This is a genomic window from Streptomyces sp. ATexAB-D23 (assembly GCF_000373645.1).
Lineage (GTDB): Bacteria > Actinomycetota > Actinomycetes > Streptomycetales > Streptomycetaceae > Streptomyces > Streptomyces castrisilvae.
The window spans coordinates 380,211-395,779 of sequence record NZ_KB892001.1 but is presented as its reverse complement, the minus strand read 5'-3'; the positions used below and the strand labels follow the sequence as shown (position 1 = coordinate 395,779).

Genomic DNA, 15,569 nt, shown 5'->3' with positions numbered 1-15,569 from the left:
GACGGGAGAGCACGCGTGACGCGCAGCGTGTACGTGACCGGGATCGACCGGGGAGACGGCCGCCAGGTCGTCGATCTGGGCGTGATGGAGCTCCTGACGCGTCAGGTGGACCGGGTCGGGGTCTTCAGGCCCCTGGTCCACGACGACCCCGACCGGCTGTTCGAGCTGCTGCGGGCCCGCTACCGGCTGTCCCAGGACCCGGGCACCGTCTACGGGATGGACTACCACGAGGCGTCCGCGATCCAGGCGGAGCAGGGTACCGACGAGCTGGTCTCCCGGCTCGTGGAGCGCTTCCACCGGGTGGCCGTCGACTACGAGGTGGTGCTCGTCCTCGGCACCGACTTCGCCGCCACCCAGCTCCCGGACGAGCTGGCGCTCAACGCCCGCCTGGCCAACGAGTTCGGCGCCTCGGTGATCGCGGTGGTCGGCGGCAAGGACCAGAACGCGGAGTCGGTGCGCGCAGAGACCCGCAACGCCTACCGCGCGTACTCGGGGCTCGGCTGCGACGTCCTCGCGATGATCGTGAACCGGGTCGCCCCGGACGACCGCGAGGCCGTCGCGGAACGGCTCGCCGCCACCCTGCCGGTGCCCTGCTCGGTGCTGCCGGACGAGCCCGCCCTCGCGGCGCCGACGGTCGCCCAGATCACCGCTGCGCTGGACGGCACCGTGCTGCTGGGCGACGACGCGGGGCTGGCCAGGGACGCGCTGGACTTCGTCTTCGGCGGCGCGATGCTGCCGAACCTGCTGAAGGCGCTGACCCCGGGGTGCCTGGTGGTCACGCCCGGGGACCGTTCGGACCTGGTGGTCGGCTCGCTCGCCGCGCACAGCGCCGGGACGCCGCCCATAGCGGGCGTGCTGCTGACGCTGGACGAACGGCCCGGCGAGGAGATACTCACGCTGGCCGCACGGCTCGCACCGGGCACCCCGGTCGTCTCGGTGGCCGGCGGCTCCTTCCCCACCGCCGGGGAACTCTTCGCCATGGAGGGCAAGCTCAACGCGGCGACCCCGCGCAAGGCGGAGACCGCGCTCGGCCTCTTCGAGCGCCATGTGGACACCGGCGCCCTCCTCGACCGGATCTCGGTCGCCCGCAGCGGCCGGGTCACGCCGATGATGTTCGAGCACGAGCTGCTGGAGCAGGCCCGCGCGGACCGCCGCCGGGTGGTGCTGCCGGAGGGCACCGAGGAGCGCGTGCTGCGGGCGGCCGACGTCCTGATGCGCCGCGACGTCTGCGACCTCACCCTGCTCGGCGACCCCGACGTCATCCGCAAGAAGGCCGCGGACCTCGGCATCGACCTGGCGGCCACCCAGCTCATCGACCCGCAGACCTCGGAGCTGCGCCAGGAGTTCGCGGAGCGGTACGCACAGCTGCGCGCCCACCGCGGGGTGACGGTCGAGCTGGCGTACGACGTCGTCTCGGACGTCAACTACTTCGGCACCCTGATGGTCCAGGAGGGCCTGGCCGACGGCATGGTCTCCGGGGCCGTGCACTCCACGGCGGCGACGATCCGCCCCGCCTTCGAGATCATCAGAACAAAGGGGGCCGAGCAAAGCTCGTCAGACAGGGCGGCGGCGGGCGATGGGGGGACCAGGCCGGATGCCTCGATCGTCTCCTCCGTCTTCTTCATGTGCCTCGCCGACAAGGTGCTGGTGTACGGGGACTGCGCGGTCAACCCGGACCCGGACGCCGAGCAGCTCGCGGACATCGCCATCCAGTCCGCGGCGACCGCGGCCCGCTTCGGCGTGGAGCCCCGGATCGCGATGCTGTCGTACTCGACGGGCACCTCGGGCAGCGGCGCCGACGTCGACAAGGTGCGGGAGGCGACGGACCGGGTGCGCGGGAGCAGGCCCGATCTGAGCATCGAGGGCCCCATCCAGTACGACGCGGCGGTCGAGCCGAGCGTGGCCGCGACCAAGCTGCCCGGGTCGAAGGTCGCGGGCCAGGCGACGGTCCTGATCTTCCCGGACCTGAACACCGGCAACAACACCTACAAGGCCGTGCAGCGCTCGGCGGGCGCCGTGGCCGTCGGCCCGGTGCTCCAGGGGCTGCGCAAGCCCGTCAACGACCTGTCCCGGGGCGCGCTCGTCCAGGACATCGTCAATACCGTGGCCATTACGGCGATCCAGGCGCAGGGCGAGGAGTGACCCGCATGACCACCCCGAACACCGAAGGCACGGCGGCGGCCGGGAGCCCGAGCCGGGTGCTCGTGCTCAACTCCGGCTCCTCCTCCGTGAAGTACCAGCTGCTCGACATGAGCGACCGCTCCCGGCTCGCCTCCGGGCTCGTCGAGCGGATCGGCGAGGAGACCTCCCGGCTCGTCCACACCCCGCCGCCCGGCGCGGGCGCGGTCCGGGAGCGCGAGGGCCGGATCGCGGACCACGACGAGGCGCTCAGGGCGGCGGCCGAGGAGCTGGCGGCCGACGGGCTCGGCCTGGACTCCCCCGACCTGGCGGCGATCGGCCACCGGGTGGTGCACGGCGGGCTGCGGTTCACCGAGCCGACCGTGATCACCGACGAGGTGCTCAAGGAGATCGAACGCCTGGTCCCGGTGGCTCCCCTGCACAACCCGGCCAACATCACGGGCATCCGCACCGCACGGGCACTGCGCCCGGACCTGCCCCAGGTGGCGGTGTTCGACACGGCGTTCCACGCGACGATGCCGGAGTACGCGGCGCGGTATGCGATCGACGTGGAGACGGCCGACGCGCACCGCATCCGGCGCTACGGCTTCCACGGCACCTCGCACGCGTACGTCTCCCGCAAGGCGGCGGCGCTGCTGGGCAAGGAGCCATCGGAGGTCAACGTCATCGTGCTGCACCTGGGCAACGGGGCGTCCGCGTCGGCGGTCGCGGGCGGGCGGTGCGTGGAGACGTCGATGGGGCTGACCCCCTTGGAGGGGCTGGTGATGGGTACGCGTTCGGGAGACATCGACCCGGCCGTCACCTTCCACCTCAAGCGGGTGGCGGGGATGTCGGCGGACGAGATCGATGTCCTGCTCAACAAGAAGAGCGGCCTGGTGGGGCTGTGCGGCGACAACGACATGCGGGAGATCCGGCGCCGGGTCGACGAGGGCGACGAGCGGGCCGCGCTCGCCTTCGACATCTACATCCACCGCCTGAAGAAGTACATCGGCGCCTATTCGGCGGTCCTCGGCCGGGTGGACGCGGTGGTGTTCACGGCGGGGGTCGGGGAGAACTCGGGCCCGGTACGGGAGGCTGCGATCGCCGGCCTGGAGGAGTTCGGCCTGGTGGTGGACGCGGACCTGAACGCCGTACGGTCCGGGGTGCCGCGGCTGATCTCGCCGGATTACGCCCGGGTCGCGGTCGCCGTGGTGCCGACGGACGAAGAGCTGGAGATCGCCAACCAGACCTTCGCGCTGGTCGACAACTGAGCACCCCCGCGCCCCTTTGTATCTTCCACCAGCCGGAATATTCCGCAGCGAAACAAACCGATAGGATCCGCCTCATGCGCCGTTCCAAAATCGTCTGCACCCTCGGCCCCGCCGTCGACTCCCATGAGCAGCTCGTCGCTCTGATCGAGGCCGGCATGAGCGTGGCCCGTTTCAACTTCAGTCACGGCTCCCACGCGGAACACCAGGGTCGTTACGACCGGGTCCGCAAGGCCGCCGCCGAGACCGGGCGGGCGGTCGGCGTGCTCGCCGACCTCCAGGGCCCGAAGATCCGTCTGGCGAAGTTCGCCGAGGGTCCGGTCGAACTGGTCCGCGGGGACGAGTTCGTCATCACCGCCGAGGACGTGCCCGGCGACAAGTCGATCTGCGGAACGACCTACAAGGGCCTGCCCGGCGACGTGGCCAAGGGCGACCCGATCCTGATCAACGACGGCAACGTCGAGCTCAAGGTCGTCTCCGTCGAGGGCCCCCGGGTCCACACCATCGTCATCGAGGGCGGGGTGATCTCCGACCACAAGGGGATCAACCTGCCGGGCGCCGCGGTCAACGTCCCGGCCCTGTCCGAGAAGGACGTCGAGGACCTGCGCTTCGCGCTGAAGATGGGCGCCGACATGGTCGCGCTCTCCTTCGTCCGGGACGCCGACGACGTCAAGGACGTCCACAAGGTGATGGACGAGGAGGGCCGCCGGGTCCCCGTCATCGCCAAGGTGGAGAAGCCGCAGGCCGTCGAGCACATGGAGGGCGTCGTCATGGCGTTCGACGGTGTGATGGTCGCCCGTGGCGACCTCGCCGTCGAATACCCGCTGGAGAAGGTCCCGATGGTGCAGAAGCGCCTGGTGGAGCTGTGCCGGCGCAACGCCAAGCCGGTGATCGTGGCGACCCAGATGATGGAGTCGATGATCACCAACTCCCGGCCGACCCGCGCCGAGGCGTCCGACGTCGCCAACGCGATCCTGGACGGCGCGGACGCGGTCATGCTCTCCGCGGAGTCCTCGGTCGGCGCGTACCCGATCGAGACGGTCAAGACGATGTCGAAGATCGTCGTCGCCGCCGAGGAGGAGCTGCTCTCCAAGGGCCTCCAGCCGCTGGTCCCGGGCAAGAAGCCCCGCACCCAAGGCGGTTCGGTGGCCCGCGCGGCCTGCGAGATCGCGGACTTCCTGGGCGGCGAGGCCCTGGTCGCCTTCACCAAGTCCGGTGACACCGCCCGCCGCCTCTCCCGCTACCGCGCCGCCCAGCCGATCCTGGCCTTCACCACGGACGAGGCCACCCGCAACCAGCTGGCCCTCAGCTGGGGCGTCGAGGCCCACGTCGTCCCGCACGTGGACAACACGGACGCGATGGTGGACCTGGTCGACTCGGAGCTGCTGAAGCTCAACCGCTACAACCCCGGCGACACCATGGTCATCACGGCCGGCTCGCCCCCCGGCGTCCCCGGCACCACCAACATGGTCCGCGTCCACCACGTGGGCGGCCAGGACCAGGGCTGACCGCACCCGCACCGCGTACGGCGACGGGCCGCGCCCCGAGGGGTGCGGCCCGTCGCCGTTGTGCGGAGCACTGCGGCGTCAGCCGGTGCCCTCCGTGAAGTAGTTGTGCAGGCCCGGGACCGTCAGCGTGCCGCCGAACTGGCCCGCCTGGGTCACCTTCACCTTGGTGAAGAAGGCGAACGGGACGTTCAGCGGGGGCGGGGTCTCCGGGCTGAAGGTGATCGGGATGAGACCGAAGAGGTTGCCCTTCAGCTCCTCCGTGTACATCGTCACCGTGCCGTTGCGGATCGTGGAGGTGGAGCCCTTCCGCGCCTGCACGTGGCCCGTGGTGCCCGGCATCGGGCCGACCGTCAGCTGGTGCAGGTCCTTGATGTCGATCGAGGACGCGGTGAACTTCAGCACCTTCTTCGTGCTGCCGTCGCCCTTCTTCACCTCGACGATGCCCTTGTAGTCGAGCCCGTTCAGGGTGAGCATCGAGCTCTCCAGGATCCACGGGTCGCTGGGCAGCAGCGGGATGCCGGGCTCCGCCTTCGCGTCGGCCAGGGCCTGCGGGTCCGCGGTCGGGCAAGGGAACGGCTGCTTGGCGCCGTCCGGGATGTCCTCGTCCTTCTTGGCGTCGGTGCCCTTGACGTCCTCGTCCAGCTCCTCGACCGTCCTGCCCGCCTTGCCGGCCGCCTCGCGGATGGCTTCGGTGGTCTTGTCGGCCGTGTCCTTCGCCGTGTCCTTCGCCGCGTCCGTGGCCTTCTCGGTGGACTTCTCCGGCGCCTTGTCCTCCGCCGTGGCGGACGCCGACGGCTTCGGGGACTCGGCGGTGGCGCTCGGGGACGGGCTCGCCGTCTCCTTGTCCGGGCCCTCGAAGAGCTTCTTGAGCGCGTCGCCGAGGCCCAGCGGGTCGAGCGGGTTGGTCGACTTGGTGGGCGAGGGCGTGGCGGCGGGGGTCTCGGCCGGGGCGGCGTCGGTGCTCTTCTTCGCCGTGTCGGCGGAGTCGGCGCTGTCGGCCGAGTCCTTGGCCGGATCGGACGCCGCATCGGACGCGGAGCCCGTGGCGGTCGGCTTCGGGGTCGCCTCACCGCTCGTGCCCGGCGTCGGCTTTCCGCTCTCGCTCGCCGACGGGGACGGCGTCTTCGACGCGGAGGGCGTCGGGTCGGCCGACTCGCTCGGCTCGTCGGAGCGGGTCACACACGGGCCCGGCGCGAAGGGGATGTCCGCGCTGTCGTCGGCCATCGCCAGCCTCGGGGTGAGCCCCATGCCGACGAACACCGCCGTCGGCATCGCGGCGAGCGCGAACGCCTTCTTGCCCGAGGGCATGTGCAGCTTCGTCAGCAGCGACTTCTTCGGGGCGGCGTGGCGCGGCCCCCGGCGTTCCTGGAACCCGCTCTCGTCCGCGGCGTTCACCTGCTTGTCGTCACCCCGCACGATGCCTCCCGCCGTCGGCCTCGACCGTGGTGTCGTAGGCGGCCTGCTGCTCGGGGACGCCGGCACCGTGGAGCGCACCCTCGGGAAGCGGCTCGTCCTTCGCGAACGAGACGGTCTCCGGGGCCTCCTCGGCGGGAGCGGCCGCGACGGGCGCGGGCTCCTCCGCCTGTGGCTCGCCCGGGGCCCACGAGATGGAAAGCGCGCCGCCGAGCAGGGCGAAGACGAAGCCGACCAGGAAGCCGCCGATGTTGGCGACGGGTATGGAGATGAGGGCCAGCAGAATCGCCGCGACACCGGCGAACACGCGGACGATGCTGTGGAACCACATCGTCAGGCCCAGCGTGACGAGCAGGACACCGATGATCAGCGAACCGGCGCCGGCCGTGGTGGACATCGCCAGCGTCATGTTGCCGAGGTGCATGTTCGCGTACGGGAAGTACATGATGGGCAAGCCGCCCAGCATGGTGAACAGTCCGGCCCAGAACGGCCGGTCACCCCGCCAGGTGCGGAAGCCTCGCCGGGCGACGGAGAGGTAGTGCTCGTTCTGCCCTTGGGATTCGGGGCTCATGGAAAACAGCTCCCTGGGAACCGGTACTGCTGTGAGAAGGAGAAGGGTGGGCGGCCGGGGACCCGTTGTGCGCCCCCGACCGCCCGGGCGAGTGCTTAGTAGCACTCCTTGCCGGCGCCGGAACCCTTGTGAAGGCGCAGCTTCAGTCCGCTGAGGTTGAAGGTGCCGGCCGTCGTGGCCCACGCCTTCTGGCGGACATCGGTCAGCACGGCCTTCTCGGCACGCTGGGCGAACCCGTTGGGGTTGGCCTGCGTACCGGGCTGAATGCCAATGCTTCCCGGCTTGTCCGTCTTCAGCGAACCGGCACCCACACCGATGTCGATGTTGCTGAACTTGGCGTCACCGTCGAGCTCCGACACGTCAAGGTAGAGGTCCTTGGCGTAGACACGGTCGTGCCCCTCGCCACCCGCCTCCAGCTTCAGGGTGATGTCGCCGAGGCCGAACGGCAGGTTGGGCGTGACGACCGACTGGCACATGTTCGTGATGTAGGCCTTGCTGAAGCCCGACACGGCCACGGCGTGACCCTTGCCGTCAGCGACCTTGGGATCGGCGCCCTGCTCGGTGGCCACACTGCCGTACTGCACGAAGTCGTAGCCCTCGAGCTCGCCGGCCTTGACCTTGAACTCCTGCCCCGACACGCTGAAGGACGCGGCGAGCGCGCCCTGGGCCAGACCGACGCCGACGGCGGCGGTGGCTATGACGCTCGGCACCATGACGACAGCGAAACGCTTCCATCTCGTGCCACCGCGAACCTGGGAACTCATACTTTTCCTCCTTCTCGGACGTACATCTCCGGTCTGGCATCCTGCCCGACCTGGGATGGGAGAAGTGCTACGTCCTCGGAAAGAGAGCGCCCGCGAACGGAGGCCTGTAAAGCGTCCGTATCACCGGCGATCACCCCCGAGCGACAACCACTGGCCACGCGTTCGCGCGACCTCGTCGGACAGGCCCTGCCGGTCGGCAGGAACCCCCCTGTCCGGAGCCGGCGCCACTGCCGCCGGCCCGCCCGGCGGGGACCCAACGGAGCCGCCGCACCGACTGGCTGCCGGACTGGCGTCATTGGACCGAGCGTGGCCGATCGTGGTCCATTCCCGCCCGTGGCACAAGGGGGTTCGTTACTCGCTAGTAACGGCCCGATAACCGGGCCACGACATCGCGACACCGGGCAGCCACACAGGGTTGCCCCGCAGTGACGGACGAAAGGTGGGAAGGATGAGCGAAACAGGACAGTTCGCAAAGATCGATTTACTGCGAGTAACAGGGCGCGCTTTTATCAAGATTTGGTAAAGCGGAGCCCACTCTTATCGCCTGATCGCGAAAACGGCCGCGACGCCCGGAGGCAGTCGCGGCCGTGTTGTCAGTTCAGAACAATCGGGTCGGACAATCGGCTCAGAACAGGACGCGCGCGAGCGCGGTGCGTGCGGCACCGACCCTCGGGTCCTCCGGGCCGATCACCTCGAAGAGGTCGAGCAGCCGCAGCCGCACCCGGTCGCGGTCGTCGCCGAACGTGCGGCGCACCGTCTCCACGAGCCGGCCGAAGGCGTCCTCGACATGGCCGCCGACGAGGTCCAGGTCGGCCGCCGCCAGCTGCGCGTCCACGTCGGCCGGCTTCTCGGCGGCGTCCTTGCGGACCTGCTGCGGGTCCGTCTTCTGGACCCGGGCCAGCAGTTCGGCCTGGGCGAGGCCGAGCTTGGCCTCGGTGTTGGCCGGGTCGTCGGACAGGACGTTCTTGTACGCCTGGACCGCACCGGGGAAGTCATTGGCGTCCAGCGCCCGCGCGGCCGCCTCCAGAAGGCTGTCGTAGGGCCCGGGGGGCACCGGAGCGGGGGCCTGCGCCTCGGCGTCGGCCGCCGACGGGTCGACCGCGATGCCGGTGATCCCGAAGCGCTCCTCGCCGACCTGGATCAGCTGGTCCAGGGTCTGGCGGATCTGGGCCTCGGGGGCCGCGCCCTGGAAGAGCGGCAGCGCCTGTCCGGCGACGACCGCGAAGACGGCGGGAATGCCCTGGATGCCGAACTGCTGCATCAGCATCTGGTTGGCGTCGACGTCGACCTTGGCCAGCAGGAAGCGGCCGTTGTACTCGTGGGCCAGGCGCTCCAGGAGCGGGCCCAGCTGCTTGCACGGCTCGCACCACTCGGCCCAGAAGTCGATGACGACGGGCACTTCGGCGGAGCGCTGGAGGACGTCGCTCTCGAAGCCGGCCTCATCGACGTCGATCACGAGGGACGAGGCGGGCACGGCCGCGGGGCCGCCCTGCCGGGCGGACTCGGCGCGGGCCTGCTCCGCCTTCACCTTGGCCTCACCGGCCGCCTTCACCGCGGCGAGGTCGACGACGCCGCTCATGGACATGTTTCTGGGCTGCATACGTACATCCTCCCCCCTCGGCGCACTGTTCCGGAAAGCGATACGTGAACCGCGCCCGTCCGCAGCCCTCGCCGGTGTGCGAGGCGCACGGACAGACACGGCCACTGGGCCCCTGAAGACCCGGTTCGGCACCCGGTCCCCACCCGGCGCCTGTGGCTGTCGTTCGTCGTAGCGCGATGCCGGACCAGGCCGTCATCCTTACGCTACGACCCGTAGCGTAACTGGCCGGGACCCCTCTCGCACAGGAGTGTCCGGTGATCTGTCTCACGGGTTGCGGGACCGGCCGGGCATACCTACTGGCGGGTATGGTCACGGCATGCTCAGCCGCAGCCACCCCAAACCCGCACGATCGGGACGTCCGCGCAGCGCCGCCGCCGACGAGGCGATCCTTGAGGCGACCAGAGCCTCGCTGGTGGACCTCGGCTGGTCGAAGCTGACGATGGGCGACGTGGCGGCGCGGGCCGGGGTCGCCAAGACGACCCTCTACCGGCGCTGGGCGGGCAAGAACGAACTGGTCGTGGACGCGGTCGCGGTCCTCTTCGACGAGTTGGAGATGCCGGACCTCGGCAGCCTGGCCGCCGATGTGGAGGCGGTGGTGCTCCAGTTCGCGGCGCTGCTGGACCGCCCGGAGACGCGGACCGCGCTGATGGCGGTGGTCGCGGAGTCGACCCGCGACGAGGCGCTGCGCACCCGTATCCGCGACTCGATCGTGAACCGGCAGAAGCGCCTCGTGCTCCAGGGGCGGCGGCGGGCACAGGAGCGCGGTGAGCTGCCCGTCGAGCCGGACGAGGCCACGGCGGCGCTGACCGCCGACCTGATCTTCGATGTGATCGCCGGCGCGGTGGTGCACCGGACGCTGGTGAGCGCCGAGCCCGTCGACGCCGACTGGGCCCGGCGCTTCACACTGCTGCTGCTCGCGGGCGTGGGCGCGGCCGCCGCCGAATAGCGGCGGGGCCGCGCGTACGTACGTCAGAAGCCCGGCGGCTCCGTGTAGACGCCCCACTCGTCGCGCAGGACCCCGCAGATCTCGCCGAGGCTGGCCTCGGCGCGCACCGCGTCGAGCATCGGCGCGATCATGTTGGAGCCGTCGCGGGCTGCGGCCAGCATGGCGTCCAGCGCGGCGCGGACCCCGGCGTCGTCACGGCCCGCCTTGCGGGCGGCCAGTTCGCGGACCTGCTCGCGCTCGACCTCGTGGCTGACCCGCAGGATCTCCAGGTCGCCGGTGACCGAGCCGTGCGCGACGTTGACGCCGACGACCCGCTTGTCGCCCTTCTCCAGGGCCTGCTGGTAGCGGAAGGCGGACTCGGCGATCTCGCCGGTGAACCAGCCGTCCTCGATGCCGCGCAGGATGCCGGAGGTCATCGGCCCCACCGGGTGCTGCCCGTCGGGGTGGGCGCGGGTGCCGCGTTCCTTGATCTGCTCGAAGATCTTCTCGGCGTCGGCCTCGATGCGGTCGGTGAGCTGCTCCACGTACCAGGAACCGCCCAGCGGGTCGGCCACGTTGGCGACGCCGGTCTCCTCCATCAGCACCTGCTGGGTGCGCAGCGCGATCTCGGCGGCCTGCTCGGAGGGGAGCGCGAGGGTCTCGTCGAGGGCGTTGGTGTGCAGCGAGTTGGTGCCGCCGAGGACGGCGGACAGCGCCTCGACCGCGGTCCGTACGACGTTGTTGTACGGCTGCTGCGCGGTGAGCGAGACACCGGCGGTCTGGGTGTGGAAGCGCAGCCACTGCGCCTTGTCGGTCTTCGCGCCGTACGTCTCCTTCATCCAGCGGGCCCAGATCCGGCGGGCCGCGCGGAACTTGGCGATCTCCTCGAAGAAGTCGAGGTGGGCGTCGAAGAAGAAGGACAGGCCGGACGCGAAGGCGTCGACGTCGAGGCCGCGCGAGAGGCCGAGCTCGACGTAGCCGAAGCCGTCGGCGAGGGTGTACGCCAGCTCCTGCGCGGCCGTCGCCCCGGCCTCGCGGATGTGGTAGCCGGAGACGGAAAGCGGCTTGTAGGCGGGGATGGAGCTCGCGCAGTGCTCCATCAGGTCGCCGATGAGGCGCAGATGGGGCTCGGGCTGGAAGAGCCACTCCTTCTGCGCGATGTACTCCTTGAAGATGTCCGTCTGGAGCGTGCCGTTCAGGACGGCCGGGTCGACGCCCTGGCGTTCGGCGGCGACCAGGTACATGCAGAAGACCGGCACGGCCGGGCCGCTGATCGTCATCGACGTGGTGACGTCGCCGAGCGGGATGTCCTTGAAGAGGACCTCCATGTCGGCGGCGGAGTCGATGGCCACCCCGCAGTGGCCGACCTCGCCGAGCGCGCGCGGGTCGTCGGAGTCGCGGCCCATCAGGGTCGGCATGTCGAAGGCCACGCTCAGCCCGCCGCCCCCGGCGGCCAGGATCATCTTGTAGCGCTCGTTGGTCTGCTCGGCGTTGCCGAAGCCGGCGAACTGGCGGATGGTCCAGGTGCGGCCCCGGTAGCCGGTCGGGTGGAGCCCCCGGGTGTAGGGGTACTCACCGGGCCAGCCGATCCGCTCGAAGCCCTCGTACGCGTCCCCGGGGCGGGGCCCGTAGACGGGCTCGACCGGGTCTCCGGAGAGCGTGGTGAAGTCCGCGTCACGCTTGCGGGCCTTGTCGTAACGGGCCTGCCAGCGGCGGCGGCCTTCCTCGATCTCGTGAGCGTCCATGCCACCAATTTACTAGGACGTCCTAGTAAATGTCGATGACAAACCGCCCGGCGCTTCGCGCGGGGCGGTTCGGACCGGGCGGTCAGACGCTCGCGGGGGCCGCGGGCGTCCCGTCCGCGACCAGCGGCTCGACCTCGCGGACGACCTTGCGCTCCACGAAGAACGCGGCCGTCGGGATCGTGCCGGAGACCAGCACCCACAGCAGCTTGCCGATCGGCCACTTCGCCTTGGAGCCCAGGTCGAAGGCGAAGATCAGGTAGATGATGTACAGCACGCCGTGGATCTGGGAGACGACGAGCGTCAGGCCCTCACCCTTGTCGAAGCCGTACTTGAAGATCATGCAGAGGCAGAGGATCAGCAACATGACGGCGGTGACGTAAGCCATCACCCGATAACGGGTCAGCACACTGCGTTTCATGCCATCGAGCGTAACCGGACGTCCGGCGCGATCTTGCAGCGGGCTCGGGCCCCCTACATCTCCTCGAAGTCCTGCGCGGCGATGCGCAGGGGCCGCAGCAGCGCGAAGATCTCGGCGCACTCCTCGGCGTCGTACACCCCGAGTCCGAACTCCATCGCGACCAGGTCGCGGGTGGCCGACTCGACCACTTCGCGGCCCTTGTCGGTGATGGAGGCGAGCGTGCCGCGGCCGTCGTTGGGGTTCGGGCGCTTGTCGACCAGGCCGGAACGCACCAGCCGGTCCACCGTGTTCGTCACCGAGGTCGGGTGCACCATCAGCCGCTCGCCGATCTTGGACATCGGCAGCTCGCCGGCCTTGGAGAAGGTGAGCAGCACCAGCGCCTCGTACCGCGCGAACGTCAGCCCGTACGGCTTGACGACGGCGTCGACCTCGGCGAGCAGGATCTGCTGCGCCCGCATGATCGAGGTGATCGCCCCCATGGAAGGGACCGGGCCCCAGCGCTGCTGCCAGAGCTCGTCGGCGCGGGCGATGGGATCGAAGGGGAGACTGAGCGGCTTCGGCACGGCCACGACCTTACCCATGGGGAACTTGCCGGTCCTCCCCGTCTCGCACTTCGGTCCGAATCCGGGGAACGGGTACGGACGCGGGCGCCGTCCTGCGGACCTCGGCGACGAGCAGCAGCAGACACAGGGTGCCCACGACCCCGGCCCCGGCGACCACCCGGTGGACGGGGAAGAACTCGGCGGCCAGGCCGGCCAGGGCCATGCCGACGCCCTGGAGCGTCATCAGTCCGGCCGTGAGCAGGGTCATGGCCCGGCCGCGCAGCTCGTCGGGCACGGCTGCGACGAACCACTGGTCGAGGCCGATGACGTACGCCGATCCCGCACCGGCCAGCACCAGCGCGACGGCGGCCAGGACGACCCCGGGCCGCAGGCCGTACAGCACGAGGGGCAGCAGCCCGGCCGCGGCGAGCGGCAGGACGATCAGCGAGCGGGTACGGGGGCTCAGCGCGGCGCCCACGTACAGCTCGGCGGCGATGGAGCCGACCGGCATCGCGCACATCAGCAGCCCGAGCGCGGCGCTGCCCACACCGATCTCGTCGGCGTACGGGGCGGCCAGCGCCTCCGGCGCGACGACGAACACCGGGGGCAGCCAGAACAGCAGCATCAGCGCCCTGATCCGGCGGTCGCCCAGCACCAGCCGGGCCCCGGCGACCGACTCCGCCAGCAGGGTGCCGCCGCCGGCCGTGGTGCGGGCGGGCCGGGCGCGGGTGCCGAGGCGGAGCAGGGCGGCCGAGCACAGGAAGGTGGCGACGGTGATCGTGATCGCGCCGCGCGGGGAGACCACGGCGAGCAGCAGCCCGCCCACGCCGAAGCCGGCGAGCAGGGCGCTCTGCGAGATGATCCGCAGCAGTGAGCGTCCCAGGACGAACAGGTCGCCCTCGCCCAGGATGTCGGTGAGCGCGGCCATCCTGGTCCCGGTGAAGACGGGCGAGACGGCGGCGACAAGACAGCGCAGCACGAGGAGTCCGGCGACCGGGGTGCCCGGCAGCACCATCACGGCGACGCAGCCGGCGCAGATCAGGTCGCAGGTGACCAGGACCCGGCGCGCGGGGTAGCGGTCGGCGATCCCGGCGAAGAGGGTGCCGCCGACGAGGTAGGGCAGCATCCCCAGCGCGAAGGTGAGGGCGCTGAGCAGGGGCGACGCGGTGAGGTCGTACACGAGGACGGTGAGCGCGAGTTCGCTGACGACGACTCCGAGCAGCGAGAGCAGGTGCGCGGCGAAGACGGCCCGGAACTCGCGTACGGCGAAGACGGCCCGGTATCCGCCCGGGGCGCCGGGCGTGCCCCGGGCGGGCGTGCCCCCGGCGGGCGCGTCTTCGCCGGGCGCGTCTTCGCCGGGCGTACCCCCGATAGGCGCGCCCTTCGCCGGTGCCCGGAGCGCGGGCGGTCCGCTCGGGTCGGGGGGACCGTCGCGCTCCGGGTGGGGGGCCGGGAGAGCGGCCGGTCCCGCGGCGGGGCTCGTGGAACGCGCGGTGGGCGGCGTGGGCCCGCGCGGGGTCCGGTCGCCAGGGGTGTCCGTCGCGTCGCGGGCGCCGCCCGTCGGGGGCTCGGTGTCTCTCGGCATGGACGCAGCGTGCGGCAGCCCCCGACCGGGTCCGTAGACTTTCGGCTCCGCCCGAATCTTTCCCGAGGCCCGCATGCCCTTCCATCTGCACTTCGACGAGAGCGATCTGCTGCGCTGCCGGTTCGCGCTCTCGCCGCTCGGGGAGACCCAGGCAGCCGTACGGGTGCTGGCCTCGCCGGAGCGGCAGGGCTATCACCTGCCGTGGCTGCGCAGGATCCGGGACGCGGCCGCCGGTCTCGATCTCGGGCCCCTGTGGCTGCTGATGAACGAGCGCGGTCACAGCCCCGACTTCTTCTGCCCGCCGCCGCTGGGGCCCCTCGCCTCGTTCGAGGAGGAGATCGCGGGGGTGCGGGAGGTCGACCCGGCGCTGGCGCGGGAGGACATGGCCGCGGCGCTCTCCGGGCGGCCCGGGGCGTCGGACTCCGCCGCCGGGCGCGCGCTGCTGGCCGATCCCGCGCGGGCCGTGCGGGAGCTGGCGGATCTGCTGGAGCTGGCCTGGCGGGTGCTGATCGAGCCGCACTGGCCCCGGCTGCGCGCCCTCCTGGAGGCCGATGTGGCCTACCACTCACGGCGGCTGGCGGCGGTCGGCTTCGATCGGCTGCTGGGCGAGCTGAGTCCGCAGCTGAGCTGGGCGGACTCGACCCTCACCATCGCCCGCACGTCCGGCCGGCACGCCCGGGTGCTCGGCGGACAGGGCCTCGTGCTCATGCCGTCCGTCTTCGCCTGGCCGAACGTGGTCGGCGGGTTCGAGCCGCCCTGGCTGCCGGCGGTGATCTACCCGGCCCGCGGCATCGGCGGGCTGTGGACGGAGCCGGCCGACACCACCCCGGACGCGCTCGCCCGGCTGCTCGGCCGGGTCCGGGCCGACGTCCTGTGCGCGCTGGACGAGCCGGCGGGCACCACGGCGCTCGCCCACCGGCTCGGGCTCGCCCCGTCCTCCGTGTCGGAGCACCTGTCGGTGCTGCGGGCGGCCGGACTGCTGACGTCGCGCCGTTACGGCCACCAGGTGCTGTACGAACGGACGCCGCTGGGGATCGCGCTGGCGGTCCCGGAATGACGGGAGCCCCCGCGCCGTGCTCGGGCAGCGGGGGCTCCGCGTACGGGTGTACGGG

General features: G+C 71.3%; 13 protein-coding genes. 5 read left to right on the top strand and 8 right to left on the bottom strand.

Annotated features, from left to right (window positions below; genetic code table 11):
* Positions 1-15 precede the first annotated feature (15 nt).
* The 3 genes from pta (at position 16) to pyk (ending at position 4,894) form a co-directional block, all read left to right on the top strand.
* The gene (pta, locus tag B082_RS0101740; protein WP_018550094.1) at positions 16-2,142 is read left to right on the top strand and encodes a phosphate acetyltransferase; all 2,127 of its coding nucleotides are present in this window, start codon (positions 16-18) and stop codon (positions 2,140-2,142) included.
* 5 nt (positions 2,143-2,147) lie between these two features.
* On the top strand, positions 2,148-3,389 hold the full coding sequence (locus tag B082_RS0101735) for an acetate kinase (protein ID WP_018550093.1): 1,242 nt from the start codon (positions 2,148-2,150) through the stop codon (positions 3,387-3,389).
* Between the two features lie 74 nt (positions 3,390-3,463).
* Entirely contained in the window at positions 3,464-4,894 is a 1,431-nt protein-coding gene (gene pyk / locus B082_RS0101730) for a pyruvate kinase (protein WP_018550092.1), read from the top strand.
* A 78-nt stretch (positions 4,895-4,972) separates the two neighbouring features.
* Here the strand turns inward: pyk and B082_RS0101725 are convergent, their stop codons facing one another.
* From B082_RS0101725 to B082_RS0101710, 4 genes are all read right to left on the bottom strand, one after another.
* Positions 4,973-6,310, bottom strand: coding sequence for a hypothetical protein (locus B082_RS0101725; RefSeq protein ID WP_018550091.1), 1,338 nt, complete (start codon positions 6,308-6,310; stop codon positions 4,973-4,975).
* Positions 6,300-6,878 carry a DUF6114 domain-containing protein gene (locus tag B082_RS0101720; RefSeq protein WP_018550090.1) on the bottom strand — a complete coding sequence of 193 codons (579 nt, stop codon included), beginning with the start codon at positions 6,876-6,878 and terminating at the stop codon, positions 6,300-6,302. Before B082_RS0101720 ends, B082_RS0101725 begins: the two co-directional genes overlap by 11 nt.
* Before the next feature lie 95 nt (positions 6,879-6,973).
* Positions 6,974-7,642: a DUF6230 family protein gene (locus B082_RS0101715; RefSeq protein ID WP_078622464.1), complete on the bottom strand. Its 669-nt coding sequence runs from the start codon at positions 7,640-7,642 to the stop codon at positions 6,974-6,976.
* 625 nt (positions 7,643-8,267) lie between these two features.
* Positions 8,268-9,242: a tetratricopeptide repeat protein gene (locus B082_RS0101710; RefSeq protein WP_026249321.1), complete on the bottom strand. Its 975-nt coding sequence runs from the start codon at positions 9,240-9,242 to the stop codon at positions 8,268-8,270.
* Between the two features lie 316 nt (positions 9,243-9,558).
* Here B082_RS0101710 and B082_RS0101705 point away from each other — a divergent pair, with 316 nt between their 5' ends.
* On the top strand, positions 9,559-10,188 hold the full coding sequence (locus tag B082_RS0101705; RefSeq protein WP_018550087.1) for a TetR/AcrR family transcriptional regulator: 630 nt from the start codon (positions 9,559-9,561) through the stop codon (positions 10,186-10,188).
* A 23-nt stretch (positions 10,189-10,211) separates the two neighbouring features.
* On the opposite strand, the gene B082_RS0101700 is transcribed toward B082_RS0101705, so the two are convergent.
* The 4 genes from B082_RS0101700 to B082_RS0101685 all read right to left on the bottom strand — a co-directional run bounded on the left by B082_RS0101700 (position 10,212) and on the right by B082_RS0101685 (position 14,457).
* Positions 10,212-11,912 carry an acyl-CoA mutase large subunit family protein gene (locus B082_RS0101700; RefSeq protein ID WP_018550086.1) on the bottom strand — a complete coding sequence of 567 codons (1,701 nt, stop codon included), beginning with the start codon at positions 11,910-11,912 and terminating at the stop codon, positions 10,212-10,214.
* 82 nt (positions 11,913-11,994) lie between these two features.
* Positions 11,995-12,330, bottom strand: coding sequence for a DUF3817 domain-containing protein (locus B082_RS0101695; RefSeq protein WP_037709164.1), 336 nt, complete (start codon positions 12,328-12,330; stop codon positions 11,995-11,997).
* Positions 12,331-12,383: 53 nt separating this feature from the next.
* Positions 12,384-12,893, bottom strand: coding sequence for a MarR family winged helix-turn-helix transcriptional regulator (locus tag B082_RS0101690; protein ID WP_026249319.1), 510 nt, complete (start codon positions 12,891-12,893; stop codon positions 12,384-12,386).
* 10 nt (positions 12,894-12,903) lie between these two features.
* Positions 12,904-14,457 (bottom strand): MFS transporter, encoded by a 1,554-nt coding sequence (locus B082_RS0101685; protein WP_018550083.1) that lies wholly within the window; start codon positions 14,455-14,457, stop codon positions 12,904-12,906.
* A 73-nt stretch (positions 14,458-14,530) separates the two neighbouring features.
* Between B082_RS0101685 and B082_RS0101680 the strand changes: the two genes are divergently transcribed.
* A complete protein-coding gene (locus B082_RS0101680) occupies positions 14,531-15,514 on the top strand; it encodes an ArsR/SmtB family transcription factor (RefSeq protein ID WP_018550082.1) in 984 nt (327 codons plus the stop codon).
* Positions 15,515-15,569 lie beyond the last annotated feature (55 nt).

What these genes read in the sequence shown, in the direction of transcription:
- B082_RS0101735 (WP_018550093.1), top strand. Translation starts at nt 2,148, where the DNA reads ATGACCACCCCGAACACCGAAGGCACGGCGGCGGCCGGGAGCCCGAGC.
- pyk (WP_018550092.1), top strand. Translation starts at nt 3,464, where the DNA reads ATGCGCCGTTCCAAAATCGTCTGCACCCTCGGCCCCGCCGTCGACTCC.
- B082_RS0101720 (WP_018550090.1), bottom strand. Translation starts at nt 6,878, where the DNA reads ATGAGCCCCGAATCCCAAGGGCAGAACGAGCACTACCTCTCCGTCGCC.
- B082_RS0101715 (WP_078622464.1), bottom strand. Translation starts at nt 7,642, where the DNA reads ATGAGTTCCCAGGTTCGCGGTGGCACGAGATGGAAGCGTTTCGCTGTC.
- B082_RS0101710 (WP_026249321.1), bottom strand. Translation starts at nt 9,242, where the DNA reads ATGCAGCCCAGAAACATGTCCATGAGCGGCGTCGTCGACCTCGCCGCG.
- B082_RS0101705 (WP_018550087.1), top strand. Translation starts at nt 9,559, where the DNA reads ATGCTCAGCCGCAGCCACCCCAAACCCGCACGATCGGGACGTCCGCGC.
- B082_RS0101700 (WP_018550086.1), bottom strand. Translation starts at nt 11,912, where the DNA reads ATGGACGCTCACGAGATCGAGGAAGGCCGCCGCCGCTGGCAGGCCCGT.
- B082_RS0101695 (WP_037709164.1), bottom strand. Translation starts at nt 12,330, where the DNA reads ATGAAACGCAGTGTGCTGACCCGTTATCGGGTGATGGCTTACGTCACC.
- B082_RS0101685 (WP_018550083.1), bottom strand. Translation starts at nt 14,457, where the DNA reads ATGCCGAGAGACACCGAGCCCCCGACGGGCGGCGCCCGCGACGCGACG.
- B082_RS0101680 (WP_018550082.1), top strand. Translation starts at nt 14,531, where the DNA reads ATGCCCTTCCATCTGCACTTCGACGAGAGCGATCTGCTGCGCTGCCGG.